Source organism: Microbacterium tenebrionis, assembly GCF_020682665.1.
GTDB classification, from domain to species: Bacteria; Actinomycetota; Actinomycetes; order Actinomycetales; family Microbacteriaceae; genus Microbacterium; species Microbacterium tenebrionis.
The window spans coordinates 42,538-65,753 of record NZ_JAGTTM010000007.1; the positions used below are offsets into that span (position 1 = coordinate 42,538).

Sequence of the window (23,216 nt, forward strand, 5' to 3'; positions counted from 1 at the left end):
CGATTCGGGTTTCCCGGAACCGCGTGGCCGGAATTCCCTGCTGACCGGCATCGGGACGCGCACCTAGATGTACCCGGTGAGGACGTTGGTGGCAGTCGGCTGGTCAGGGGTTTGGCTCCGAGGGCTGAGTGGCGTCGTTCATTGTTGTAGTACTCGAGCCAGGGCGCAAGTACGGCAGCGCGTTCGGCGCTGCTGGTGAACACGTGCCGGTAGGCCCCCTCGGCCTGCAGGGTTCGGTTGAAGCGCTCGACCTTGCCGTTTTGCCAGGGGCAGTGCGGTTTGATGAACTTCTGACGGATGCTGTGGTCGGCGCAGACCTGCCGGAGCGAGAACCGATACGCCCAGGCATTGTCGGTGATCAGCCGGTCCACCTTGGTGATGCCGTGCGCGGCGAAGTACTCCAGCGCTCTCTCCAGAAACGCCGCGCAGGTGGGTCCTTTCTCGTCGGGGAGGACTTCGGAGTACGCCAGACGCGAGTGGTCGTCCACGAGCGAGTGGACGAAATCGTATCCGAGCTTGGGGCGCTTGTTCTTGCCGGGGTTCGTCGCCGCACGCCCGTGGGCCCGCCACCCGCCGCCGGCGGGGATGCGGCCGAGTTTCTTCACATCCATATGGACCAGCTCGCCCGGATGATCTCGCTCATACCTCGTGGTGGTCTTCTTCGACGCACGCACCTGTTCCCCCGTCATCGGATCGAGATCCCACAGTGGTGGCATCCCGTGGCGGGCGAGGATCCGTGACACCGTCCGAGGCGCCACATCCAGCCGATGGGCGATCTCGTCCCTGCTGAGGCGTTCCGCACGCCGCAGCGCCACAACCGCGTTCTCCACGGTCGCGGACGTCTTCGTGGGCATCGTCACAGGCCGTGACGAGCGGTCCTCCAAGCCCGCGTCTCCCTCGGTCCGATACCGGTCGATCCATCGTTGAACACACCTGCGGGACACGCCCATCGACGCCGCGATATGCGCCTGGGGCCACCCCTGCCGAGACCGCTCAATGATCAACCGCCGACCGTGAACACTCAGACGGGCATTACGGTGGGACACGAGAACCTCCGTGGTCGTGAAAGACGTCAGATATCTCCACTAAGCCCGGAGGTTCTCCCCTCCCACAACTCCACCACCGCCACCAACTTGATGAACTTGTGCTTGATGTGGTGTGCGTCGATCACGCGGCGGAACACCGCCGACTTTCGATAGGCAAACGCGTTGTCGCTGATGACACGTTCGACCCTGATGCCGAGGGTGGCGTAGAACGCGATCGCTCGCTCGAGAACACCGGCGGCGGTGGCGCCCTTCTCGTCGTCGTGTATCTCCGCGTAAGCAACGCGGGAGTAGTCGTCAATGACAGTGTGGACGTAGTCGTAGCCGATCCCGCGGCCGCGGACCTTCTCACTGCGACCGTGAGCGCGCCACCCGCCGCCGTCGGGAATGCGGCCCAGTTTCTTTACATCGACGTGGATCAACGAGCCGGGATGGCCGTGCTCGTAACGCTTCGCGGACCGGCGGGTCGCGCGGATCACCGTCCCCGTGACCGGGTCCAGCTCCCGCAGCAACGGGACGTGGTGGCGGCGCAGCACCCGCCCGACCGTGGAGGCCTGCAGGCCCAGTTTCCCTGCGATGAACACCGGGCCACGGCGGGTGAGGTGACGTACGATCCGCACCCGCGTCTCCACGCACGCACCCGTCCTGCGCGGGTGAGAGTGGGCGACGCTCGAACGGTCCTGCAGACCGGCCGGGCCGTGTTCCCGGAACCGGCGCCACCACCGCCACGCGGTCGTGCGTGAAACGCCCATCTCCGCGGCGACATGCGCAACCGCACGCCCCGACCCGATGTGCTGAACCATGATCAACCTGCCAGCTGGCGTCAGCCGGGCATTAGCGTGGGACACGAGAGACCTCCGTGGACTCGAGGGAACCTAGACAGCTCCAACTCGACTACGGAGGTCTCTCCTACGTCAACAACGATCCGGGTCAGTACAACTAGGAGCCCGAACCCGCCGCCGGCGTCGACGGCGGTGAGCTGTGCCCAGTCCCCGACTAAGAGGAGCTTCGCCCCGGCCTCGACGGCGTGCGTGGCGAGGCGTTCCAGTGCGAGTGTGCCGGCCAGGGACGACTCGTCCACGATCATCAACTGCCCCGCGCGCAGCCTCCAGGTGCCGCGGGAGTGCTCGTGTAGCCACTTCGCCGTGTTCTCCGTGGTGATCCCCAGATCATCGGCGAGCACGTCCGCGGCAGCGGCGGATGGAGCCAACCCGACCACGCTCCCGGCCCCGTGTTCGCGTTCCCACGCCCGCCGCAACGCACCGAGCGTGGTCGTCTTCCCCGTCCCCGCAGGCCCGACCAGAACATCTACCGTGCGGGCCGAAACCGCGATCTTCTCCACCGCGTCCTGCTGCTCGACCGACAGCACCCTCCCCTGCGGATCCCGCCGCGCTCCCACGCCGTTGACCGTGGCGAGTCGCAGTCCGGGGCGTCCGTCGCACGCGACAGGGCAAGGAGGGTGTCTTCGGCCTCCAGGATGCGGGTCGAGGAGAACACCTCGTGATGCCGGGGAAGGAACACGCTCGACCCGTCCGCCCGGGTGAGTCCCGCCGGCGCGGTCACGACCTCCGGCGGTGTCAGTCGCAACGAGGCGTCCTCTGCGGCGTCGACGATCATCCCGATGACGGCTTCACGGTCCGTGGTGGACGCGAATCGCAACCCCGTCGTCTGCCGGGACGCCTCCGCGTGCAGGTTCCACCGCCGCCACGTCGATCGCTTCGTCCCCACCACCTCGACCACCGCCTGACCGATCGACGCGACGTGCTCCAACGGGATGTCATCGGCCCGCAGCACCCGCTGCGCCTGCCCGGCGGCGATCAGGTGGGTCGCCCAGGTCGTCGGGTCCTCCGCCATGACCCGGGCCGCACGCTCCCGCCACTGCGCGGTGAGCTCCGCCAGCGACCGCACCTCCTTGCCCGGGCGGGTGGACAGCGTGGCCTGCTGCCGCAACCGGATCACCGTCACATCCGAGGGTTGCCGGCCGTGCCGGGCCACGTAGTCGGCGATCAGTCGATCCTTCTCTGCCTCGATCGCCGCGGCCCGGGATGAGAACTCTCCGATCAGCTCCTCCGGGACACCGGTGATCTCCCAGGCCGGGTTCCGGGACCGGCCCCGGTCGCGCTCGTCCCAGCCGACGCTGAGCATCCGGGTCAGATGGTCCGCCAGGACCGCGTTGTAGTGCTCAGACAGGGCGACCACCGCCGCGTGCATCGGACGCCCGTCCAGGGTGCGCCACTTGCCGTCCGCGGCCTGGACCCGGTTCGCGATCACCACATGCGTGTGCAACTGCGGGTCCCCGGCACGGGAATCGAAGTGATCGAACGCCGTCGCAAGCACGCCACGCACCCAGGACCTGCGCCACACCATTCGTCCCGGTCCTCGTCACGGCGACTTCCCGCTCGATCAGGTCCAGCACCTCGCCGATCGCGGCATGATGCGCCTGGCCGATCAACGCCTGCACCCCGCCATCGGCGACCGCCCACAGCGCCGACACCGACTTCGGCACCGAGAACGTGTAGTCGAACCCGGCCACCGTCCGCGGCCTCTTCCGCGCCTTCTCCTCCGCGACGATCTGCGCGACCCGCGCCTCCCGCTGGTCCACAACCAGATCATCAGGAAGCTTCGCCGTACGCACAGCAATCCGCTCGGCCGTGGGCTTAAACGCGAAATACGACCGGCCCAACTGCTCACCCGTGACCGAATCCTCCCCACGACCCAGCAATCGCCAAAGATGCTCCTCCGCAACCACCGTCTCAGCTACGACAGCTCCGTCACCCAGTCCCGGAAGACCCGACCCGAGCCAGAACCCAGGCGGTGTCCCCGCCTTCGCGTAGTAGCGGGTGAGCGAGGACGCGAGACCCCGATCACCGTCGCCCGCCGCGATGCTCTTGAGCAGGTAGCGGTAGCCGTCGCCCGCACTGAGCACACGCATCGAAACCGTCACACAGGACAGGTACGAGCACGCTGCCCGGCAGGATCCAGGCTTGGCCCTGGGAAGACGGATACCGGCCTCGGCCGCGGTAGGGACCGTGCCTTCCAAGTAGCAGCTCGGTCAACGTCAGCGTCGAGGTGGCGCAAGTGAGGCACCTACTGACGGCCCCTTCAGCCCGGCACTCCGCGATACCGCTCATCCATCCCTGCGGCGCGAGTCTCTCGTGCTCACCGAAACTGTTTCGACCTGCTCACTCATCATGCTCCTCCTCGATGGGAGCGACGCCACTGAACACCAACTCCCGCACCCGAGAGTGTGGGCCACAGGGTCGCTGCGGCCCACACCCCGACTCGGCATCAGCGGAGACGGGTCTGAATGCGCCGCAGCAGCAGCGCCGCACCGGTGAGGACGGTCAGGAAGCCCGCCGCCAGTAGCATCCACGGCTCGGCGCCGGTGTTCGCCAGGCCGCCCGGCAAACCGCTGCCATCACTGCCCGGATCCGCTCCCGCACCGTCGCCGGTCCCGCCGGTTCCCCCGCCGGTCCCCCCGCCGTCTCGCGCCGTGACCGTCAGCGGCGCCGACAGCTCGGCGCCATCCGCCCGCAGCACGACGAGCGTGTGCGCCCCGACCGGCGTGGTCGCGGGGATCGTCACCTGCTGACGGAAGTCTCCGTTCCCGTCGGCCGTCGCCGCCCCGAGCGAGACCGGGTCCGACCTCAGCTCGAGCTTCACACCGGCCCCGGCCTCGAACCCGGTACCCGAGACGGTGACCGTGCCGCCGGCCTTCACCGTGTTGCTGCTGAGCGTGATCGCCGCCTCATCGACGGGGTCGGGAACCTGCCACATGGTGGGCGTGAGCGGCGTGACCGTGATGTCCTCGACGGTGGCTGCGCCCCCGCGAGACCAGGCGGAGACGGCCGTGGCGCCCGCCTCGGGGAACACCTGATCGGTGATCGACAGCATCCCGTCATCGGTGAACAGTTCGACGGATGCCCGATCCAGATAGATCTCGAGCGTGACCGTGCCGCCCTCATCGAGCGCGAGCGGGGCGTCGGAGACCGAGGCGAACGACGGGTGGAAGCCGACGTTCCCGGAGTTCGTCCGGTCGACGAAGAGCCTCCCGGATCGGGTGTCGTAGCCGATCTGCGTTCCCTTCTTCCCGTCGGAGAAGACCGTGATCCCCGCCGCATCCGCATCGCCTGGGCGCAACGTCACATCGAGCTTCGCCACCTCGGCGGACAACCCGAGCGCGGTGTCGCCGTCGACCGCGACGTCACTGAGCGTCTTCGCCGCCTTCGTGTCGAGCTGTCCGTCGATCTGCGAGACCACCTGCTGGCGCAGCCGCGGTCCATCGTCCGTGTCGGTGAGCACGATCTCTCGCGGCAGGCTCATCGAGCCGCGCCACGTCGAGGTCGGGATGTCTCCGGCGTAGTCCCAGTTGTTCATCCAGCCCTGCATGATCCGGGATCCGGACGGAGTGCCGAAGTACGACACCGAGGCGTAGTAGTCACGACCCCAATCGAGCCAGTCGTACCCCTCGAGCGCTGTCGGGGCCGGCGCATCCGAGAACGTCACCTGATCGAACAGGATGTGCCCCCATCCCTGCCGATTGTTGTCGACGGCACGGATCGTCGCCTGCTTGCCCCGGAAGTCCCCGACGTCCCACGACGCCCAGTCGAGGTTCTCGCTGTTAGAGCCGGTGGCGCTGCGCACCACGTCGCCGTCGACGATCAGGTTCACGCTCGTCTCGTTCGACCGTTTCCTCGACTCCTCGTCGCTGATGACGAGCTGGTCGAAGGTCAGATGCCCCCACCCGCCGGTGGCCTCGTCGCGGATGCGCAGCTGCGCGTCGCGGCCGTCGAACTCGGACACGTCCCAGGAGACCCAGTCGAGCTCACCGCCGTCGCGTCCGGTCGCGGAGCGCACGGCCTCGCCGTCGACGACCAGCTCCGCCTGGAGCGTTCCGTCGTCCCGACGACCGCCGCCGATCAGGAACGACGCGTAGTCGCCGTCGATCGTGAACGTCGGCGAGGTCATCGTGCCGATGTTCGCGTCCCCGCTGGGGCCGCCCTCGAAGGTGTTCACGCGCTTCGCGCCCAGGTAGTACTCCCCGCCCTGCGTCGCAGGGTTCCGTGAAGGGTCGACGGCGAAGTCGCCCGTGAGCTCCCAGCCGGTGCTCTGCAGCGTCTCCCCCTCGGGCAGCTCGAAGTCGAAGATCGTGCGCCCCTCGGGCGGCTCGTTGCCGATCTGCCCACCCGGGACATGCGGATGCTTGCCGCCTCCGACGAGCAGGTTGATGTAGTCGTCCTCGATCGTGAACTCGGGTGACTCCAGGGTGCCGATCGCCCAGTCGTGGTCGAGGAAGCTGTTCGCGAGACCCTCCCCGATGAAGCCGGTAACCGGGCTCTGGCCCTCCAGCGCAGCCGTCGCCGGCACGCTTCCCCACGGCCCGTTCGCCCAGTTCCTGGGCTCGTTGGAGACGGTCCAGCCGTCGTAGTCACCGTCGTCGAAGCCCGCGAACGTCGTGCCGGCAGGCAGCTCCGCAGGGCCGTCCGTGCTCTCCGAGGTGAAGGTCACTCCGTCGAATTCGCCGACGAAGTACTGCCCACCGCTGCCACCGTTGACCGCGCCGGGGTTGAGGTTGACCACCATGACCCACTTGGTGTTCTCCGGGTCGCCGTCGACCGGAAGCTCGAACAGGTCGGGACATTCCCAGATGCCGGCGGTCGAGTTCGCAGGCCCGAAATCGGAGAGGTGCTCCCACGACTTGAGATCCGTGCTCTTGTACAGGACGACCTTGTGGTCGAGTGCCTCGACCGCGGTCATGACCCAGTACGAACCGGCCGGGCCGTCGTACCAGAACACCTTCGGGTCGCGGAAGTTCGCCGACTTCCGGTCGAGAACGGGGTTGCCGTCGTACTTGGTCCAGGTCTGTCCCCCGTCGAGGCTGTACGCGAGCGACTGCGCCTGGATTCCCGCATGCTCCGGATGCTTCGCCGTGTACGCGGAGGTGTAGATCGCGACGAGCGGCTTCGACCCTGCAGGGCCGAACCCGGCCGAGTTGTCCTCGTCGACGACGATCGACCCCGAGAAGATGTCCTCGATCGAATCCCCCGCTTCGTCGAAGGTCTGCCCGATCGCCAGCGGCTGCTCCTCCCAGTGCAGCAGATCCGACGACGTGGCGTGGCCCCAGCTCATGTTCCCCCACCGGGTTCCGGCCGGGTTGTGCTGGTAGAAGAGGTGATACGTCCCGTCGACGTAGACCATGCCGTTCGGGTCGTTCATCCAGTTCTTCTCGGGCGTGAAGTGGATCAGCGGACGGTACTGCTCCTCCCCCGGCTGAGGTTCGGCGGCGGCCGCGGGGAGCACGCAGCCGAGGGCCAGCATCGCGCTCACCGCCCCGCCGATGATGATGCTTCCGGGCATGCGGGACTGCGTCCGACGTGGACGTCTGGGATCAGGCAACGGTTCGCTCTCCTTCGTGCGATCAGTGGGTTGACATCGATGTCAATCATTGATGAAGGAGCTTAGAGGGTCGCCGCCGCCCAATGCAACAGCGATCAGGAGGTCGGCTGCGGAGCGATCTCGCCGCTGCCTCGCGGGATCAGCGCCACCGGGACGACGGTCTTCGTCGGGGCATCGTCATCGTCGCCGAGAAGCGCGAACAGCCTCTCAGCCGCGAGCGTTCCCATGCGCTGCGGGTCCTGCGCCACCACGGTCACGCCCGGATCCATGAGGTCGGCGAGCGCGACGTCGTCGAAGCCGACGAGGGCGGTCGACCGGGAGAGACCAGCGGCCCGGAGCGCGTGCACGGCCCCGATCGTGATGAGGTTCTGGGCACTGAAGACCGCGGTGGGCGGAGAGTCCGAAATCAGGAGGCGCGCGAGTGCGGCCTGGGCACCCTCCGCGTCGCGCAGGCCCGTGACGATCAGCTCCTCCGCCACCGGCACCCCGGCTTCGGCTAGGGCGTCGAGGTAGCCCTGGCGCCGCTCGCGGGCAGTGATGAGGTCGAGTCGGTCGGTGAGCAGCGCGATTCGCCGATGCCCGTGCGCGAGCAGGTGCGCCGTCGCGACCGCCGCTCCCACGCGGTTGTCGCTGGCGACGCTATCGACCTCGGGCTCCACCGGCTCACGGTCGACGTAGACGACGGGCAGGCCGCGCTCGCGCAGCAGGGGCAGATACTCGGGATGATCGCTGGCCGTGGTGAGGATCAGTCCGTCGACGCGGCGCTGGAGGAACGCCCGCACAGCCTCCGATTCCCGACCGGCATCGTCATCCATGCTCGAGGCGAAGACGGCGACGCCACGGGCGGATGCGATGTCCTCCACCGCCCGATGGATGGCGCTGGCGAACGGGTTGTCCACGCTTCCGACCAGGAGGCCGAGGGTGCGGGTGCGCCCGTCGGCGCGTCGCAGACTCCCCGCCTGCAGGTCGAGCTGATAGTCGAGTTCGCGAACCGCGTTCCACACCCGTTCTGCTGTGGCCTCTGTGACATTCGGCTCGTCGTTGATGACGCGGGACACCGTCTTGACCCCGACGCCTGCGAGCGCGGCGACGTGCTTCATCGTGGCGCGGGGCCGGTGCGCCGGGGATGTCGACATCGATGTCACGCTTGAGTCTCATTTCCTGAAGGGTGACTTGACTCTACTTGAGCGATCGACTAGAAAATCCCTTGACATCGTTGTCAACCGGGCGACGACGGCCGAGAGGAACTCAATGACGAAGCACACCCCACGATTCACCCGCGCCGTTCTGGCCGCGGTCTCGGTGTCGGCAGGTCTCGCGCTGACACTGACCGGCTGCTCCGGCGGCACGAACGCCGGCGGCGGCGGATCCGACGATGACACGATCGGCGTGTCGCTCATCGTGAAGACCAACTCCAACCCGTTCTTCGTGGCGATGCAGGACGGCGCCAAGGCCGCGGCCGAGAAGGACGGCGTCTCGCTCACCCTCGCCGCCGGCAAGGAGGACGGCGATGAAGACACCCAGATCCAGGCCATCGAGGCTGCCATCTCCAAGGGCGACAAGGGCATCCTGATCACCCCCAACGGCCCGGCCGTGCTCGACGCCATCGACAAGGCCCGTGACGCGGGGATCTTCGTGATCGCCCTCGACACCGCGCCCGACCCCGCCGACGCCGTGGACATCACGTTCGCGACCGACAATTTCCTCGCCGGACAGTACGTCGGTCAGTGGACCGCCGCCACGCTCGACGGCGAAGACGCCGTCATCGGACTCGTCGACCTGTTCGACGACAAGGCCGTGAGCGTGGACTACAACCGCGACCAGGGCTTCCTCGACGGCATGGGCATCGAGCTCGGCGACGACCAGGTCAACGGGGACGAGGAGTCCGAGGGCTCCTACACCGGCGGCAAGGGCGGCTCCTACACGATCGTCGGCAACGAGGCGTCCCAGGGTGCCGAGGACGGCGGGCGCACGGCGATGGAGAACCTCCTCGCGAAGAACCCCGACATCAACGTCGTCTACACGATCAACGAGCCCGCAGCCTACGGCGCCTACCAGGCCCTCGAAGCTGCCGGGAAGAGCAAGGACGACGTCCTGATCGTCTCGATCGACGGCGGCTGCGCCGGTGTCGGCCAGGTCGAGGACGGGATCATCGACGCGACGAGCCAGCAGTACCCGGTGAAGATGGCCGAGCTCGGCGTCCAGGCGATCGTCGACCTCGTCAACGACGGCACGAAGCCCGAGAACTCCGAAGGCCTCGACTTCTTCAACACCGGCGTCGAGCTCGTGACCGACCAGCCTGTCGACGGCGTGAAGTCGATCGACACCGCCGAAGCCTCCGGCATCTGCTGGGGCGGCGAGTAAGCAGTACTCCTGCGGATGCCGCGGGCCGGAACACGTGCCCGCGGCATCCCGCAACGACCTACGGAAGTGACATCTTGACGCAAACAGCCCCCACATCCTCCTTGGATCTCGCTGCGGAGTTCCTCGACCACCGCACGCCGGTGGATCGGGTCCGCGGCGTCCTGCACCGGTACCCGGCGATCAGCCCGGCCGTCGTGCTCGTCATCGCGGTGATCGTGTTCGGCACGATCAACCCGCGCTTCTTCGCCGCCGCGAACCTCTCGCTCGTGCTCGACCAGGTCTCGGTCGTCGGCACCGTCGCCATCGCGCAGACCCTGATCATTCTCACCGCGGGCATCGACCTCTCGGTGGGCGCCCTGATGATCGGCACCTCGATGGTCATGGCACAGACCGCCGCGAACAACGGCCTCCCCGCGCCCATCGCCCTGCTCGTCGGGCTCATCGCCGCCCTCGTCGCCGGAGCCCTGAACGGTCTGCTCGTCACCCGCGTGAAGCTGCCCCCGTTCATCGCGACCCTCGGTACGTTCAACGTCTTCATCGCCCTGACGCTGCTCTACAGCGGCGGCCAGACGATCCGGAAGTCGGACATGCCGGAGCTGCTCACCTGGACCGCCACGGCGCTGCCCCTCGGCGACGTCCGCCTCACGGTCGGCGTGCTGATCATGCTCGCGCTGTATGCCCTCGTCGCGTACGTCCTCGGCCGCACCGCCTGGGGTCGCCACGTGTACGCCGTCGGCGACGACGCGGATGCCGCACGCCTCGCCGGCATCTCGACCAGGAAGGTGCTCTTCAGCGTCTACATCGCGGCTGGCGCCATTCTCGCCGTCGCCGCATGGATCCAGATCGGCCGATCGGGAGCCGCCAGCCCCAACGCGGGCGCCGACCTCAACCTCGACTCCATCACGGCCGTCGTGATCGGCGGGACCTCGCTGTTCGGAGGTCGCGGCATCATCTGGGGCACGCTGCTGGGCGCCATCATCGTCGGCGTCTTCCGCAACGGCCTCTTCCTCGCCGGCGTCGACGGTCTCTACCAGACCCTCGCGATCGGCATCCTCGTCATCGTCGCGGTCGCCATCGACCAGTGGATCCGAAAGGTACGCAAATGAGCCAGACAGCGGAAGCCCTCTCGCCCGCACCGACCCCCACCGGCGTGCCCGTGCTCGAGGCCAAGCGTCTCGTGAAGACGTTCGGCCGCGTGGTCGGGCTCGACGGCGTGAGCCTGCAGCTCCACGCCGGCGAAGTCCTCGCCGTGATTGGCGACAACGGCGCGGGCAAGTCGACGCTGATCAAGTGCCTCACCGGCGCATACATCCCCGACGAGGGACAGCTGCTTCTCGACGGACAGCCGGTGCAGTTCAAGGGGCCGCAGGACGCACGCAACGCCGGGATCGAGACGGTCTATCAGAACCTCGCCGTCTCCCCCGCGCTCGACGTGGCCGCCAACCTCTACCTCGGGCGCGAACGCCGCAAGCCCGGCATCCTCGGCTCCGTGTTCCGTGCGCTCGACACCGCCGGCATGCGCAAGGACGCCCGCGACCAGGTGCTGAAGCTGGGGATCTCCACGCTGCAGGATGTGACCGTCTCGGTCGAGAACCTCTCCGGGGGTCAGCGTCAGGCCGTGGCCGTGGCGCGAGCGGCGGCCTTCGGTTCGAAGGTGGTCATCCTCGACGAGCCGACCGCGGCCCTGGGCGTGCGCGAATCGAACCAGGTGCTCGAGCTCATCGAGAACCTCCGAGGCAACGGCGTGCCCGTCATCCTCATCTCCCACAACATGCCGCACGTGTTCCAGGTGGCCGACCGCATCCACATCCAGCGTCTCGGCAAAAAGGCGGCGACCATCACGCCGCAGTCGCACAGCATGACGGATGCCGTGGCGATCATGACGGGAGCAGCACAGGCATGAGCGGCAACCGAGTCGTCCTCTCCGCCGAGTTCACGGCGCTTCCCGCCGCGGCCGACGAGGTCGATGCCCTGATCCAGGAGTATGCGCAGACGGTGCGGGCCGAACCCGGCAACGAGAGGTTCGAGGTGTATCGCCGGGCCGAGGACCCGGACCGCTTCGTCGTCTTCGAGGTGTATCGGGACCGCGAAGCGTTCGATGCGCATCTCGGGGCGGAGGCCGGGCGCGCGTTCAACGCCGCGCTCGTGCCGAGGATCGTCGAACCGCAGAGCGTCCTCTCCTTCCTGACGCCCACCGGGCGTTCATGAGCCGTCACGTCCTCGTCATCGGAGAAGCTCTCGTCGATGTCGTCCATCGCGGAGATGGGCGCATCGACGAGAGCCCGGGCGGGAGTCCGGCCAACGTCGCCCTCGCGCTCGGCCGCCTCGGCGACACCGCGCACTTCCTGACCCAACTCGGCGATGATCCGCATGGCGAGCAGGTGCGCGAGTGGCTGACCGCGGCAGGAGTCCGGGTCACCTCTTCGGCGACGACGCGGACGGCGACCGCGACCGCACGCCTCGACGATTCCGGTTCGGCTCGCTACGAGTTCGACATCTCCTGGTCCTTGGCCGGGACCGCGTCCGCCTGCACCGACCGCGTCGGAGTCGTGCACACCGGCTCCATCGCCGCCCTGATGGCACCAGGGGCAGCGGCAGTGCGCACGCTTCTCACGGAGAAGCGGGAGACATCGTTGATCACGTACGACCCCAACGTGCGTCCGGCGCTTCTCCCTGACCATCGCCGGGCGGTCGCCGATGTGGAGAGCTTCGTCGCCCTCGCCGACGTCGTCAAGGCCAGCGACGAGGACCTCGCGTGGCTGTATCCCGGCATCGACCCCCTCGACGTGGCCCGGTCGTGGCTGCAGCGCGGGCCCTCGGTGATCGTCGTCACGAGAGGCGCGAGCGGAGCTTCCGCGGTGACCAACAGCGGAACGACGCATGTTCCCGGGAGGCCGGTGGACGTCGTCGATACGGTCGGGGCGGGCGACACCTTCATGAGCGCTCTCATCCACGGCCTCCTCGATCTCGGCCTCGACTCGGCGGAATCGCGCGAGATACTGCGACACATCGATGATGCCTCGCTGGCCGAGCTCCTTCGCCTCGGCGCGTGTGCAGCGGCCATCACTGTGTCTAGGCCAGGGGCCAACCCGCCTCGCTTGGATGAGTTGCAGAGGTCGACGTACGGTATCGAGAGCCGGAACTAGATGAGACGAGACCCGCCGTAAGAGTATCGGCGTGTCGTCCCGCAACGGCCTCATCGCATGGGAAACAGCCGAACAACCAGTCCACACGGGGCGATCACACGAGTCCGCAGCAACGTCGACGGGGTGACGTCCCGCTGGGTGGTGGAGTTTCTCGACACCGTGCGGGATCAGCTTCTGTGATTATGCCGCGTTGAGTTCCGGGATCGCCACCTCCTCCTCGGTCGTGGTGAGGAGCTTCATGGAGTGTTCGGAGAAGTAGCGACGGTCGGCGCCGTCCCATTCATCGTGTTGCTCGATGAGGACGTGGCCGGCGAGACGCAGGAGCGCGGCGGGGCTGGGGAACGTGCCGACGACATCAGTGCGGCGTTTGATCTCCTTGTTGACGCGTTCCAGCGGATTCGTGGACCAGATCTGCCGCCAGTGCTGCTGCGGGAACCCGCAGAACGCGAGGATGTCGTCCTTCGCGCTCTCGAGCATCTCCGCGATCTTCGGGTGCGAACGTGTCAGCATCCGCACGACCTCGTGAAACTGCGCGAACACGTGCTCGGTGTCGGGCTGAGCGAAGATCGTGCGGATGATCGAGGCGACCATCGGCCCGGATGCTTTCGGGACGTTGGAGAGCACGTTGCGCATGAAATGGACCCGACAGCGCTGCCAACTGGCGCCAGCGAACACGGTCTCGATCGCGGAGATCAGGCCGGTGTGCGCGCTCCGAGACGCCGCCCCGAGCCACGTAGACGCGATCGGGGCCGTTGAGCCAGACCTCCTCGATCGTCGGATCGTCCAGCAGCGGCTGCAGAACGCCGAATCCGCTGACCGACGCCAGCACGTCGCGCACCAGCGCCGATTCGTCGTCGATCATCGCGTCGCCGCGCGACAGCGCGAGGTCGTTGTGGCGGCGGACCTCGGCCTGCGCGATGCGTCTGGCCTCGTCGGGGGCGAGCGCGGGATCGGTGCGTTCGGCGCGCAGACGACGGCGCACGCGTTCGGCGACGACGAGGGACGGCTGGCTCACCCCGGCATCCTCGCAAGAATCCCGAATCGGCCGTGAAAGTTATCCACAGGCTCGATTCGGGTTTCCCGGAACCGCGTGGACGGAATTCCCTGCTGACCGGCGTGCGGTCGCACACCTAGACTGGAGGCACCGCGCGGGAGTGGTGGAATCGGCAGACACGCAGGATTTAGGTTCCTGTGCCTCACGGCGTGTGGGTTCAAGTCCCACCTTCCGCACCGGCAGCACTCACCGACCGCTGCACGAATCTGCTCGACGGGACCTCATGCACCAGATCGCACTCATCCCCTGGCTCGACCCCGAGGTGATCATCGCAGCGGCCGGACCCTGGGCGCTGCTCGTGGTCTGCTTCATCGTGTTCGCCGAGACGGGGCTGCTGGTCGGCTTCCTCCTGCCCGGCGACACGCTGCTGGTGATCTCGGGCCTTCTGACGCACACCAGCGACGTGTTCGGCATGAACATCTGGGTCGTCTCGCTGCTCATCGGCCTCGCCGCTTTCGTCGGCGGCGAAGTCGGCTACCTCATCGGCCACAAGGGCGGACCGGCCGTCTTCGAGCGCAAGGAGTCGGGCCTGTTCAGCCGCAGGAACGTCGAGCGCACGAACGCGTTCTTCGAGCGCTTCGGCGGGCTCACCGTGATCCTCGCCCGTTTCGTGCCGATCGTGCGGACATTCGCTCCGGTCGCAGCGGGCGTCGGGCACATGCCGTGGAAGAAGTACAGCCTGTACAACCTCATCGGGGCGATCCTCTGGGGATTCGGGCTGACGATGCTCGGCTACCTGATCGCGTACATCCCCTTCGTGGCGCAGCTGGTGACCGAGTACATCGACATCATCCTGCTCGCCGCGGTCGGAGGCACCGCGATCATCACCCTGTGGCACTACTTCTCGGAACGCCGCAAGGTGCGCAAGGAGCTCGCCGCCGGCGGCGATCCCGACACGGATGCCGCGGAGGCCCGCGCGCTCACGCTCGACTCAGAGGTGTTCGACCGCGCACCCGATCTCGACGGAGACGGCAAGCACTAGCTCGCGTCCTTCTTCTTGGCCCGCGACTTCTCCACGCTGGCCTTGAGAGCCTCCATGAGGTCGATGACCTCGCCGCCGGATGCCGCCGCATCCTCGCCGCCCGCGAACGTCTCGGCGACGTCGAACGTGTCGCCGGCCTCGATCTTGGCGTCGATGAGCGTGCGCAGCTCTTTCTGGTACTCGTCCACGAAGGCCTCCGGGTCGAAGTCGCCCGAGTAGCTGTCGACGAGGCTCGCAGAGAGCTCGAGCTCCTTCTTCGAGATCTTCACGTCCTCATCGAGTGACTCGAACGACGCCTCGCGCACCTCGTCGGCCCACAGCAGCGTCTGCAGCACGAGCACGTCCCCGCGTACGCGCAAGGCCGCGAGCCGCGTCTTCTGCCGAAGCGTGAAGCGCACGATCGCCGTGCGATCGGTCTGCTCGAGTGTCTTGCGCAGCAGCACGTACGCCTTGGGCGACTTCGAGTCGGGCTCGAGGTAGTAGGCCTTGTCGAGAGTGAGCAGATCGACCTGATCGCTCGGCACGAACTCGACCACGTCGATCTCGCGGCTGCGCTCGGCGGGGAGCGCATCGAGATCCTCCTTGGTGAGCACGACCATCTGCCCGTCGTCCTCGTAGGCGCGGTCGATGTTCTGGTACGGCACGACCTCGCCGCACACCTCGCAGGTGCGCTTGTACCGGATCCGCCCGCCGTCCTCGTCATGCACCTGGTGCAGCGAGACATCGTGGTCCTCGGTGGCGGAGTACACCTTCACCGGCACGTTCACCAGCCCGAACGTCAGGGCGCCCTTCCAGATCGACCTCATGAGACCAGTAGACACTGCCGAGGGCCCCGGGTGCCAGAGGCTAGTCTTTCGAACATGCCGAGCGCTGCGCAGGTCGTCGAGGTCGACGGCAGGCGTCTGCGCCTGACGAACCTCGACAAGGTGCTGTACCCCGAGACGGGAACGACCAAGGGCGAGATGATCGCCTACTACACGCGCGTCGCCCCGCGGATGCTGCCGCTGCTGGCCGGCCGGCCCGTCACGCGCAAGCGCTGGGTCGAGGGCGTGGGCACGGCGGATGCTCCGGGCGAGGCGTTCTTCGCGAAGCAGATCGAGCGCGGGGCGCCCGAGTGGGTGCAGCGCCTGCCGATCGAGCACTCCGGCGGTGCGAAGGAGTACCCGATCACCGCTGATCTGGCGACCCTCGTATGGATGGCGCAGATCGCGAGCATCGAGCTGCATGTTCCGCAATGGCGGTTCGGGTCAGGCGGCGAGCGCCGGAACCCCGATCGCCTCGTGCTCGACCTCGACCCCGGGCCGGGGGCCGATCTCGCCCAGTGCGCCCACATCGCCCGGCTCGCGCGCGAGATCCTCGCCGACATCGGCCTCGACCCGGTGCCGGTCACGAGCGGCAGCAAGGGCATCCATCTGTACGCGCATCTCGGCGGCACCCAGACGAGCGACCAGGCATCTGCGATCGCGCACGAGCTGGCCCGTTCGATCGAGGCGGATCACCCCGACCTCGCGACGAGCACGATGACGAAGGCCGTCCGCGGTGGCAGGGTGTTCATCGACTGGAGTCAGAACAACGGCTCCAAGACGACCATCTCGCCGTACTCACTGCGCGGCAGAGCGCGGCCGACCGTCGCCGCGCCGCGCACATGGGCCGAGCTCGACGACCCGGGGCTGCGCCATCTCGACCTCGACGAGGTCGCCGAGCGGGCCGAGGAGGGCATCGACCCGTTCGCCGGCTTCGGACCGTCGTCTGCGGATGCCGCGCTCGCCCCGTATCGCGCCAAGCGCGATGCCGCGCGCACGCCCGAGCCCGTCCCCGAGCGGACAGCGGTCACCGCGGCGGGGCCGCTCCCCCGGTTCGTGATCCAGGAGCACCATGCGCGCGCGAAGCACTTCGATCTGCGCATCGAGCACGACGGCGTGCTCGTGAGCTGGGCTGTGCCCAAGGGGGTCCCGGAGGCCCCTGCGCGCAACCGCCTCGCCGTGATGACCGAGCCGCATCCCCTCGAATATCTGACCTTCCACGGCGAGATCCCCCGCGGCGAGTACGGGGCGGGCACCATGACGATCTGGGACTCGGGCACCGTCGAGCTCGAGAAGTGGCGCGACGACGAGGTCATCGGAACGTTCAGCGGCGAAGGCCCCCTGGGCCGCGCCCGGCTCGCCCTCATCCGCACGGACGGGGTCGGCGAGAAGTCGTCCTGGCTGCTGCATCGCATGAGGGACCAGAAACCGGCTTCCGCGGCGGGTGTCGTCCGCCCGATGCTCGCCGAGACGGGCACGCCCGGTCTCGCAGCCGCGCTGAAGGACACGTGGAGCGAGATCAAGTGGGACGGCATCCGCGCCATCGGCACCTGGCAGGACGGCAGACTCCGCCTGCACGCGCGCAGCGGCACCGACATCACCGAGCGCTACCCCGAGCTCACCGCCGACGGCGCCCCGCACTTCGCGTGCGCGGATGCCGTCGTCGACGGCGAGATCGTGGCGCTGGATGCGTCCGGCCGGCCGAGCTTCGGGCTGCTGCAGCGCCGCATGCACCTCACGAATGGGCGGGAGATCGAACGCGAGGTCGTCCGCACCCCGATCGCGTACCACCTGTTCGACCTGGTCCGACTGGACGGCCACGATCTCAGCGGCACCCCGCTGCGGGACCGCCGTGCCCTGCTGGAGACGCTCGGCGAGAGCGCAGACCGGCCTGTCATCGTGCCCCCGGTCTTCGACGATCTGGATGCCGCGCTGCGCACCAGCCGGGACCTCGACCTGGAAGGGGTCGTGGTGAAGGCCGCGGGCTCGCGCTACCGTCCGGGCACCCGTTCCGGCGACTGGCTGAAGATCAAGCACACGAGAACGCAGGAGGTGGTGATCGCCGGCATCCGCCCCGGAAAGGGAAACCGCGCCGCGACGTTCGGGTCACTCCTGCTGGGCGTTCCGGATGCCGACGGAACACTGCGCTACGTCGGGCGCGTCGGCAGCGGGTTCGACGATCGGATGCTGCGCGATCTGCTCGAGCGACTCACTCCGCTGCGCGCGGAGGAGACCGATCTCGAGGGCGTCCCCGACCTCGACGCGAGCGACGCGCTGTGGGTGCGGCCCGAGCTCGTCGGCGAAGTGGAGTTCGCCGGGTGGACCGGTGACGGCTCGCTGCGTCACGCGCGCTGGCGCGGCCTGCGGCCCGACAAGGAGGTTGCCGACATCCGCGTGGAGTGACCCGCGTGCGGGTTCAGGCGTGCGTTTCGGTGCACTCGGCCTGGCCGTCCGGCTCGAGCTGGAACGTCGAGTGCGCGACGTCGAAGTGCTCGGCCAGGCATCCCTGGAGCTGCTCGAGCAGCGCACCGGCCCGCCCCTCGGCGAACACAGTGCGCTCGACGCCGACGTGCGCGGTGAAGACCGGCGCACCGCGGGTGAGCTGCCACACGTGGACGTCGTGGACGCTGGTGACTCCGTCGAAGCCGAGCACGTGGTCACGGATCTCGCTGACGTGGGTGTCCTTCGGCGCGGATTCGGCGAGGACCGAGAACACCTCGCGCAGCAGCGTGATGGCACGCGGAATGATCATGATGGCGATGAACAGCGACGCGAGGGCATCTGCCGGCATCCATCCGGTGGTGACGATGATGACGGCGGCGACGATGACCGCCGCCGAGCCGATCAGGTCGCCCATGACTTCCAGGTACGCACCTCGGACATTGATGTTCGTCTTCTGCGCGGAACTGAGGAGCCACATCGCGACCGCGTTGGCGACGAGTCCGATCACGGCGACCGCGAGCATGAGAGGGCCGGCGACCTCGGTCTCTGCGGGCTCGACGAGCCGGCGAACGCCCTCGATGCCGACGCTCGTGGCCAGGACGATGAGGATGATGGCGTTGATGAGCGCGCCCAGCACCTCTGCGCGCTGGTAACCGAACGTGCGCCGGTCGTCGGCAGGCCGCGCGGCCACCGTGCTGGCTATGAGCGCGATCACGAGGGCCGAGGCGTCGGTGAACATGTGCGCCGCGTCGGCGAGCAGCGCGAGGGAACCGGTCAGCAGCGCGCCGACGACCTGGACCACCATGACCGTCGCCGTCAGGCACAGCGAGATCGTCAGGAGTCGCCGACTGCCGGCCCCTCGGATCCGGTGCGCATGATCGTGCATGCATCCAGGCTACGAGCGGAATCGGCCGTCAGAGGCCATTCCCGCTAGTCGGGAAGGGTAACGATTCTCAGTAGCGCCGCGCCCGCGCGCGTCGCGCCATCCCGAAAGAAGACTTTCGGGTCCATCGCCGCGCTCGACGTCGCCGCGCGGCGCGGAGTCAGAGCGTCTTCAGCAGGGGCACGAGCGCCTCGAACGCCCGGGCCCGGTGCGACTGGGACTGCTTCTCCTCGCCGCTCAGCTCGGCCGCGGTGCGCTCGGCGCCTGCCTGCTGGCCGTCGGGGATGAAGATCGGGTCGTAGCCGAAGCCGTTCTCCCCCGCCGGAGCATGCGCCAGGCGACCGGGCCAGATCCCCTCGACGACGTGCTCGACGCCGTCCGGTGCGAACAGCGCGATGGTCGAGGTGAAGTGCGCCGACCGGTGCGGGTCGGCGATGTCGCGGAGCTGATCGAGCAGCAGCTCGAGGTTCGCCGCGGCGTCCTTCTTCTGCCCCGCCCAATAGGCCGAGAAGACGCCGGGCGATCCGCCCAGCACGTCGACGCAGATGCCGGAGTCGTCGGCCATGGCGGGGAGCCCCGTGTGCGCGGCCGCGGCGCGCGCTTTGATGAGCGCGTTCTCGGCGAAGGTCACGCCGTCCTCGACCGGCTCAGGACCGTCGTATCCGATCACCTCGAGGTCCGGGCGGGTCAGCGCGACGATCTGCCCGAACTCCGCGACCTTGTGCGGATTGTGAGTGGCGAGGACGACCTGCATGATCACTCGCCCGCGAGCGCTGCGAGCTGGTGTTCCTTGAGCGTCGCGCATCCGGCGACGCCGAGCTCGAGCAGAGCGTCGAGCTCCCGCTTGTCGAAGGGGGCGCCCTCGGCGGTGCCCTGCACCTCGACGAACAGACCGCGACCGGTGACGACGATGTTCATGTCGGTCTCGGCGCGGACGTCCTCGACGTACGGCAGGTCGAGCATCGGCTCGCCGTCGATGATGCCGACCGACACCGCGGCGACCGAGTCGATGAGCGGCGTGGCGTTCTTGCCGATGAACTTCTTCTCCCGACCCCATTCGATCGCGTCCGCGAGCGCGACGTACGCGCCCGTGATCGCGGCGGTGCGGGTGCCGCCGTCGGCCTGCAGCACGTCGCAGTCGATGACGATGGTGTTCTCGCCCAGCGCCTTGGTGTCGACAACGGCGCGCAACGCACGGCCGATCAGACGCGAGATCTCGTGCGTGCGTCCGCCGATGCGGCCCTTGACGCTCTCACGATCGTTCCGGCTGTTCGTGGCGCGCGGCAGCATCGCGTACTCGGCCGTGACCCAGCCCTTGCCCTTGCCGGTCAGCCAGCGCGGGACGCCGTTCGTGAAGGATGCCGTGCACAGCACCTTCGTGCCGCCGAAGCTGATGAGGGCCGAGCCCTCGGCGTTCGCGCTCCAGCCGCGTTCGATCGTGATCTCGCGGAGCTCGTCGGTGGCGCGGCCGTCCGCGCGGACGATGTCAGACATGGGTCTCCTTCGGGTCGGATGCCGGATCGTCGGCGAGTTCTGAGAGGTCGGGAAGCGTGATGACACCGGTCTGCACGTGCTGCACATCGCGGACCTCGGTGCCCATCAGGCGGTTCGCGAGGGCGGTGAACTCCTCGGTGGACTCCCCGGTGGCCTCGTACACGTAGGTCGCCCGCGCATCCGGCGGGGCCAGCAGATCGCTCCGCATGAGCTGCCGGTACACGTCGCCGGCCGTCTCGTCGTCGCTGGAGACGAGGGAGACGCCCTCGCCCATGACGTAGCTGATCGCGCCGCGCAGGAACGGGTAGTGCGTGCATCCGAGCACGAGCGTGTCGACGCCGGCATCCCGCAGGGGCGCGAGGTACTGCTCGGCCGTCGAGATCACCTCTGGCGTACCGGTCACGCCCGCCTCGACGAACTCGACGAACCGCGGGCAGGCAGCGGTGAACACCTCGAGCTGCTCGTTGACCTCGAGCATGTCCTGGTACGCGCGCGATCCGATCGTTCCGACCGTGCCGATGACGCCGATGCGCCCGTTGCGCGTCGTCGAGATGGCCCGGCGCACGGCGGGGCCGATCACCTCGACGACGGGCACGTCGTAGCGCTCGCGGGCGTCGCGCAGCATGGCGGCGGATGCCGTGTTGCAGGCGATCACGAGCATCTTCACGCCCTGGTCGACGAGCGTGTCGAGCACCTCCAGCGAGTAGCGGCGGACGTCGGCGATGGGCTTGGGACCGTACGGCGAGTGCAGCGTGTCGCCGATGTAGACGAAGGATTCGCGCGGCAGCTGGGCGCGGATCGCGCGGGCCACGGTCAGTCCGCCGACACCGGAGTCGAAGATGCCGATCGGTGCCGCGTTCATGAGTCCCCAGCCTACCCTTCCCGGTCATCGAGCCCGCCGAAACGCCGGAGGCGCTCGACACTAAGCTGAGCGGATGACCTCGTCGACGGCGCTGCTCACCGACCGCTACGAACTCACCATGCTGGGCGCGGCCCTGCGCGACGGAACCGCCGCGCGACCCAGCGTCTTCGAGCTCTTCGCCCGGCGCCTCTCCGGCGGACGGCGCTTCGGCGTCGTGGCGGGAACGGGGCGACTGCTCTCGCTGCTGCGCGACTTCCGCTTCGGCGACGACGAGCTGCGGTTCCTGCGCGACAACGACGTGGTGGATGCCGAGACGCTCACGTACCTGGAGAACTACCGGTTCGCAGGGTCCATCCACGGCTACCGCGAGGGCGAGCTGTACTTCCCCGGCTCCCCCATCCTCACCGTCGAGGGATCGTTCGCGGATGCCGTCGTGCTCGAGACCCTGGCGCTGAGCGTGCTCAACCACGACTCCGCGGTCGCCACCGCCGCATCACGGATGAGCATCGCCGCCGGCGAGCGCCCCCTGGCCGAGATGGGCTCGCGCCGCGCCGCAGAGCACTCCGCGGTCGCTGCCGCACGCGCCGCGTACATCGCCGGGTTCGGCGCGACCAGCAACCTCGAGGCGGGACGCCGATGGGGCATCCCCACCATGGGCACCGCCGCGCACTCGTGGACGCTCTTGCACGACACCGAGGAGGACGCCTTCCGCGCGCAGATCGACAGCCTGGGCACCGGGACGACGCTGCTCGTGGACACCTACGACATCCGCGAGGGTGTGAACACCGCGATCCGCGTCGCCGGAACCGGCCTCGGCGGAGTCCGACTCGATTCCGGAGACCTGCCGACCGTGGCCGCCGCCGTGCGCACCCAGCTCGACGAGCTCGGTGCGACGGGCACGAAGATCACCGTCACGAGCGATCTCGACGAGTACGCGATCGCGGCCCTTGCGGCATCCCCCGTCGACTTCTACGGCGTGGGCACGTCGGTGGTCACCGGGTCGGGCTACCCGACGGCCGGCATGGTCTACAAGCTCGTCGCCAGGCAGGATGCGACCGGCTCCTGGGTTCCGGTGGCGAAGGCCTCGGCGGACAAGGGCTCCAAGGGCGGCCGCAAGGCGGCGTTCCGTACGCTCTCAAGCGGCGTCGCGACAGCCGAGACGATCGTCGTCTCCGACGGCTTCGAGGCGCTCGGCACGGCGGCGGAGCACCCCGATTCGCGCCCGCTCCAGGTCGTGCTCGTCGACGCGGGCGAGATCGATGAGTCGTACGAGGGCACGGCGGGTACGGCATCCGCGCGGGAGCACCACCTGCGCGTGCGCGAGGAGCTGCCGGTGCGCGCGCTCGCGCTCAGCAAGTCCGACCCGGCCATCCCGACGGTCTTCGTCGATCAGGAGTAATCGCCGAGCCCTGAGTCCGTCGAGCCGATCCGTGCGCCGGTCGAACGGTCTCAGCCGACCATCGACTCGTAGATCTCCTTGCAGGTCGGGCAGATCGGGAACTTCTCCGGGTCACGCCCTGGCGTCCACTTCTTGCCGCACAGCGCGCGTACGGGCTTGCCGGTGATGGCGGACTCGAGGATCTTGTCCTTCTTCACGTAGTGCGAGAAGCGCTCGTGGTCGCCGGGCTCGAGATTCTCTTCTTTGAGAAGTTCTTCCAGTTCGCGATCAAGCGTTGCCACGCCGCCCTGATCGGGGCTGTCCAGCGGAGTACTCATGCGCTGAGTCTAATCGTCGGAAACCGCGCGC

19 protein-coding genes, 1 tRNA gene and 4 pseudogenes are annotated in these 23,216 nt (G+C 68.3%); 10 read left to right on the top strand and 14 right to left on the bottom strand.

Annotated elements, in window-relative coordinates; translation table 11 throughout:
- Positions 1 to 83 precede the first annotated feature (83 nt).
- From KEC56_RS13300 to KEC56_RS13320, 7 genes and pseudogenes are all read right to left on the bottom strand, one after another.
- Positions 84 to 1,046, bottom strand: a pseudogene (locus tag KEC56_RS13300) (IS481 family transposase); the annotation flags it as partial.
- A gap of 86 nt (positions 1,047 to 1,132) precedes the next feature.
- Positions 1,133 to 1,891: pseudogene (locus KEC56_RS13305) on the bottom strand (DDE-type integrase/transposase/recombinase); the annotation flags it as partial.
- Entirely contained in the window at positions 1,867 to 2,385 is a 519-nt protein-coding gene (locus KEC56_RS14135; protein ID WP_443676916.1) for an AAA family ATPase, read from the bottom strand. The gene KEC56_RS14135 and the pseudogene KEC56_RS13305, both read right to left, overlap by 25 nt.
- A complete protein-coding gene (gene mobF / locus KEC56_RS14140) occupies positions 2,352 to 3,410 on the bottom strand; it encodes a MobF family relaxase (RefSeq protein ID WP_443676917.1) in 1,059 nt (352 codons plus the stop codon). Before mobF ends, KEC56_RS14135 begins: the two co-directional genes overlap by 34 nt.
- A pseudogene (locus KEC56_RS14145) lies at positions 3,406 to 3,975 on the bottom strand (relaxase domain-containing protein); the annotation flags it as partial. The gene mobF and the pseudogene KEC56_RS14145, both read right to left, overlap by 5 nt.
- A gap of 356 nt (positions 3,976 to 4,331) precedes the next feature.
- On the bottom strand, positions 4,332 to 7,400 hold the full coding sequence (locus tag KEC56_RS13315) for a GH32 C-terminal domain-containing protein (protein WP_372456283.1): 3,069 nt from the start codon (positions 7,398 to 7,400) through the stop codon (positions 4,332 to 4,334).
- A 134-nt stretch (positions 7,401 to 7,534) separates the two neighbouring features.
- Complete coding sequence (locus tag KEC56_RS13320) at positions 7,535 to 8,575, bottom strand: LacI family DNA-binding transcriptional regulator (protein WP_227531317.1); 1,041 nt, start codon at positions 8,573 to 8,575, stop codon at positions 7,535 to 7,537.
- Positions 8,576 to 8,690: 115 nt separating this feature from the next.
- On the opposite strand from KEC56_RS13320, the gene KEC56_RS13325 reads away from it, so the two are divergent.
- From KEC56_RS13325 to KEC56_RS13345, 5 genes are all read left to right on the top strand, one after another.
- The gene (locus tag KEC56_RS13325) at positions 8,691 to 9,803 is read left to right on the top strand and encodes a substrate-binding domain-containing protein (RefSeq protein WP_227531318.1); all 1,113 of its coding nucleotides are present in this window, start codon (positions 8,691 to 8,693) and stop codon (positions 9,801 to 9,803) included.
- Between the two features lie 101 nt (positions 9,804 to 9,904).
- Positions 9,905 to 10,909, top strand: coding sequence for an ABC transporter permease (locus tag KEC56_RS13330; RefSeq protein WP_227531319.1), 1,005 nt, complete (start codon positions 9,905 to 9,907; stop codon positions 10,907 to 10,909).
- A complete protein-coding gene (locus KEC56_RS13335; RefSeq protein ID WP_227531320.1) occupies positions 10,906 to 11,706 on the top strand; it encodes an ATP-binding cassette domain-containing protein in 801 nt (266 codons plus the stop codon). Before KEC56_RS13330 ends, KEC56_RS13335 begins: the two co-directional genes overlap by 4 nt.
- On the top strand, positions 11,703 to 12,011 hold the full coding sequence (locus KEC56_RS13340) for a putative quinol monooxygenase (protein WP_227531321.1): 309 nt from the start codon (positions 11,703 to 11,705) through the stop codon (positions 12,009 to 12,011). The genes KEC56_RS13335 and KEC56_RS13340 overlap by 4 nt, the downstream gene beginning before the upstream one ends.
- A complete protein-coding gene (locus KEC56_RS13345; protein WP_227531322.1) occupies positions 12,008 to 12,949 on the top strand; it encodes a carbohydrate kinase family protein in 942 nt (313 codons plus the stop codon). Before KEC56_RS13340 ends, KEC56_RS13345 begins: the two co-directional genes overlap by 4 nt.
- A 180-nt stretch (positions 12,950 to 13,129) precedes the next feature.
- On the opposite strand, the pseudogene KEC56_RS13350 reads toward KEC56_RS13345, so the two are convergent.
- A pseudogene (locus KEC56_RS13350) lies at positions 13,130 to 13,657 on the bottom strand (transposase); the annotation flags it as partial.
- Between KEC56_RS13350 and KEC56_RS13355 the strand changes: the two are divergent.
- From KEC56_RS13355 to KEC56_RS13365, 3 genes are all read left to right on the top strand, one after another.
- The gene (locus KEC56_RS13355; protein ID WP_227531323.1) at positions 13,581 to 14,000 is read left to right on the top strand and encodes a hypothetical protein; all 420 of its coding nucleotides are present in this window, start codon (positions 13,581 to 13,583) and stop codon (positions 13,998 to 14,000) included. The pseudogene KEC56_RS13350 and the gene KEC56_RS13355 overlap by 77 nt on opposite strands.
- A gap of 97 nt (positions 14,001 to 14,097) precedes the next feature.
- Positions 14,098 to 14,179 (top strand) — tRNA-Leu (locus KEC56_RS13360).
- 47 nt (positions 14,180 to 14,226) lie between these two features.
- A complete protein-coding gene (locus tag KEC56_RS13365) occupies positions 14,227 to 14,985 on the top strand; it encodes a DedA family protein (RefSeq protein WP_227531324.1) in 759 nt (252 codons plus the stop codon).
- Here the strand turns inward: KEC56_RS13365 and ku are convergent.
- Complete coding sequence (gene ku, locus KEC56_RS13370; RefSeq protein WP_227531325.1) at positions 14,982 to 15,791, bottom strand: non-homologous end joining protein Ku; 810 nt, start codon at positions 15,789 to 15,791, stop codon at positions 14,982 to 14,984. The genes KEC56_RS13365 and ku overlap by 4 nt on opposite strands.
- Positions 15,792 to 15,845: 54 nt before the next feature.
- Here ku and KEC56_RS13375 point away from each other — a divergent pair, with 54 nt between their 5' ends.
- Positions 15,846 to 18,191: an ATP-dependent DNA ligase gene (locus KEC56_RS13375; RefSeq protein ID WP_227531326.1), complete on the top strand. Its 2,346-nt coding sequence runs from the start codon at positions 15,846 to 15,848 to the stop codon at positions 18,189 to 18,191.
- Positions 18,192 to 18,204: 13 nt separating this feature from the next.
- Here the strand turns inward: KEC56_RS13375 and KEC56_RS13380 are convergent, their stop codons facing one another.
- From KEC56_RS13380 to murI, 4 genes are all read right to left on the bottom strand, one after another.
- Positions 18,205 to 19,116, bottom strand: a complete 912-nt coding sequence (locus KEC56_RS13380; protein ID WP_227531327.1) for a cation diffusion facilitator family transporter — start codon at positions 19,114 to 19,116, stop codon at positions 18,205 to 18,207.
- Between the two features lie 157 nt (positions 19,117 to 19,273).
- Positions 19,274 to 19,867, bottom strand: coding sequence for an RdgB/HAM1 family non-canonical purine NTP pyrophosphatase (rdgB, locus tag KEC56_RS13385; protein ID WP_227531328.1), 594 nt, complete (start codon positions 19,865 to 19,867; stop codon positions 19,274 to 19,276).
- Between the two features lie 2 nt (positions 19,868 to 19,869).
- Positions 19,870 to 20,607 carry a ribonuclease PH gene (gene rph, locus KEC56_RS13390; RefSeq protein ID WP_227531329.1) on the bottom strand — a complete coding sequence of 246 codons (738 nt, stop codon included), beginning with the start codon at positions 20,605 to 20,607 and terminating at the stop codon, positions 19,870 to 19,872.
- A complete protein-coding gene (gene murI / locus KEC56_RS13395) occupies positions 20,600 to 21,469 on the bottom strand; it encodes a glutamate racemase (RefSeq protein ID WP_227531330.1) in 870 nt (289 codons plus the stop codon). Before murI ends, rph begins: the two co-directional genes overlap by 8 nt.
- A gap of 73 nt (positions 21,470 to 21,542) precedes the next feature.
- On the opposite strand from murI, the gene KEC56_RS13400 reads away from it, so the two are divergent.
- Positions 21,543 to 22,868, top strand: coding sequence for a nicotinate phosphoribosyltransferase (locus tag KEC56_RS13400; RefSeq protein WP_227531331.1), 1,326 nt, complete (start codon positions 21,543 to 21,545; stop codon positions 22,866 to 22,868).
- 50 nt (positions 22,869 to 22,918) lie between these two features.
- Here the strand turns inward: KEC56_RS13400 and KEC56_RS13405 are convergent, their stop codons facing one another.
- Positions 22,919 to 23,185 carry a DUF3039 domain-containing protein gene (locus KEC56_RS13405; RefSeq protein ID WP_175985570.1) on the bottom strand — a complete coding sequence of 89 codons (267 nt, stop codon included), beginning with the start codon at positions 23,183 to 23,185 and terminating at the stop codon, positions 22,919 to 22,921.
- Positions 23,186 to 23,216: the final 31 nt, after the last annotated feature.

What these genes read in the sequence shown, in the direction of transcription:
- KEC56_RS13320 (WP_227531317.1), bottom strand. Translation starts at nt 8,575, where the DNA reads ATGTCGACATCCCCGGCGCACCGGCCCCGCGCCACGATGAAGCACGTC.
- rph (WP_227531329.1), bottom strand. Translation starts at nt 20,607, where the DNA reads ATGTCTGACATCGTCCGCGCGGACGGCCGCGCCACCGACGAGCTCCGC.
- KEC56_RS13405 (WP_175985570.1), bottom strand. Translation starts at nt 23,185, where the DNA reads ATGAGTACTCCGCTGGACAGCCCCGATCAGGGCGGCGTGGCAACGCTT.
- murI (WP_227531330.1), bottom strand. Translation starts at nt 21,469, where the DNA reads ATGAACGCGGCACCGATCGGCATCTTCGACTCCGGTGTCGGCGGACTG.
- KEC56_RS13340 (WP_227531321.1), top strand. Translation starts at nt 11,703, where the DNA reads ATGAGCGGCAACCGAGTCGTCCTCTCCGCCGAGTTCACGGCGCTTCCC.
- ku (WP_227531325.1), bottom strand. Translation starts at nt 15,791, where the DNA reads ATGAGGTCGATCTGGAAGGGCGCCCTGACGTTCGGGCTGGTGAACGTG.
- KEC56_RS13375 (WP_227531326.1), top strand. Translation starts at nt 15,846, where the DNA reads ATGCCGAGCGCTGCGCAGGTCGTCGAGGTCGACGGCAGGCGTCTGCGC.
- KEC56_RS13365 (WP_227531324.1), top strand. Translation starts at nt 14,227, where the DNA reads ATGCACCAGATCGCACTCATCCCCTGGCTCGACCCCGAGGTGATCATC.
- KEC56_RS13335 (WP_227531320.1), top strand. Translation starts at nt 10,906, where the DNA reads ATGAGCCAGACAGCGGAAGCCCTCTCGCCCGCACCGACCCCCACCGGC.
- KEC56_RS13380 (WP_227531327.1), bottom strand. Translation starts at nt 19,116, where the DNA reads ATGCACGATCATGCGCACCGGATCCGAGGGGCCGGCAGTCGGCGACTC.
- KEC56_RS13400 (WP_227531331.1), top strand. Translation starts at nt 21,543, where the DNA reads ATGACCTCGTCGACGGCGCTGCTCACCGACCGCTACGAACTCACCATG.
- KEC56_RS13325 (WP_227531318.1), top strand. Translation starts at nt 8,691, where the DNA reads ATGACGAAGCACACCCCACGATTCACCCGCGCCGTTCTGGCCGCGGTC.
- mobF (WP_443676917.1), bottom strand. Translation starts at nt 3,410, where the DNA reads ATGGTGTGGCGCAGGTCCTGGGTGCGTGGCGTGCTTGCGACGGCGTTC.
- KEC56_RS13345 (WP_227531322.1), top strand. Translation starts at nt 12,008, where the DNA reads ATGAGCCGTCACGTCCTCGTCATCGGAGAAGCTCTCGTCGATGTCGTC.
- KEC56_RS13315 (WP_372456283.1), bottom strand. Translation starts at nt 7,400, where the DNA reads ATGCCCGGAAGCATCATCATCGGCGGGGCGGTGAGCGCGATGCTGGCC.
- rdgB (WP_227531328.1), bottom strand. Translation starts at nt 19,867, where the DNA reads ATGCAGGTCGTCCTCGCCACTCACAATCCGCACAAGGTCGCGGAGTTC.
- KEC56_RS13355 (WP_227531323.1), top strand. Translation starts at nt 13,581, where the DNA reads ATGAAATGGACCCGACAGCGCTGCCAACTGGCGCCAGCGAACACGGTC.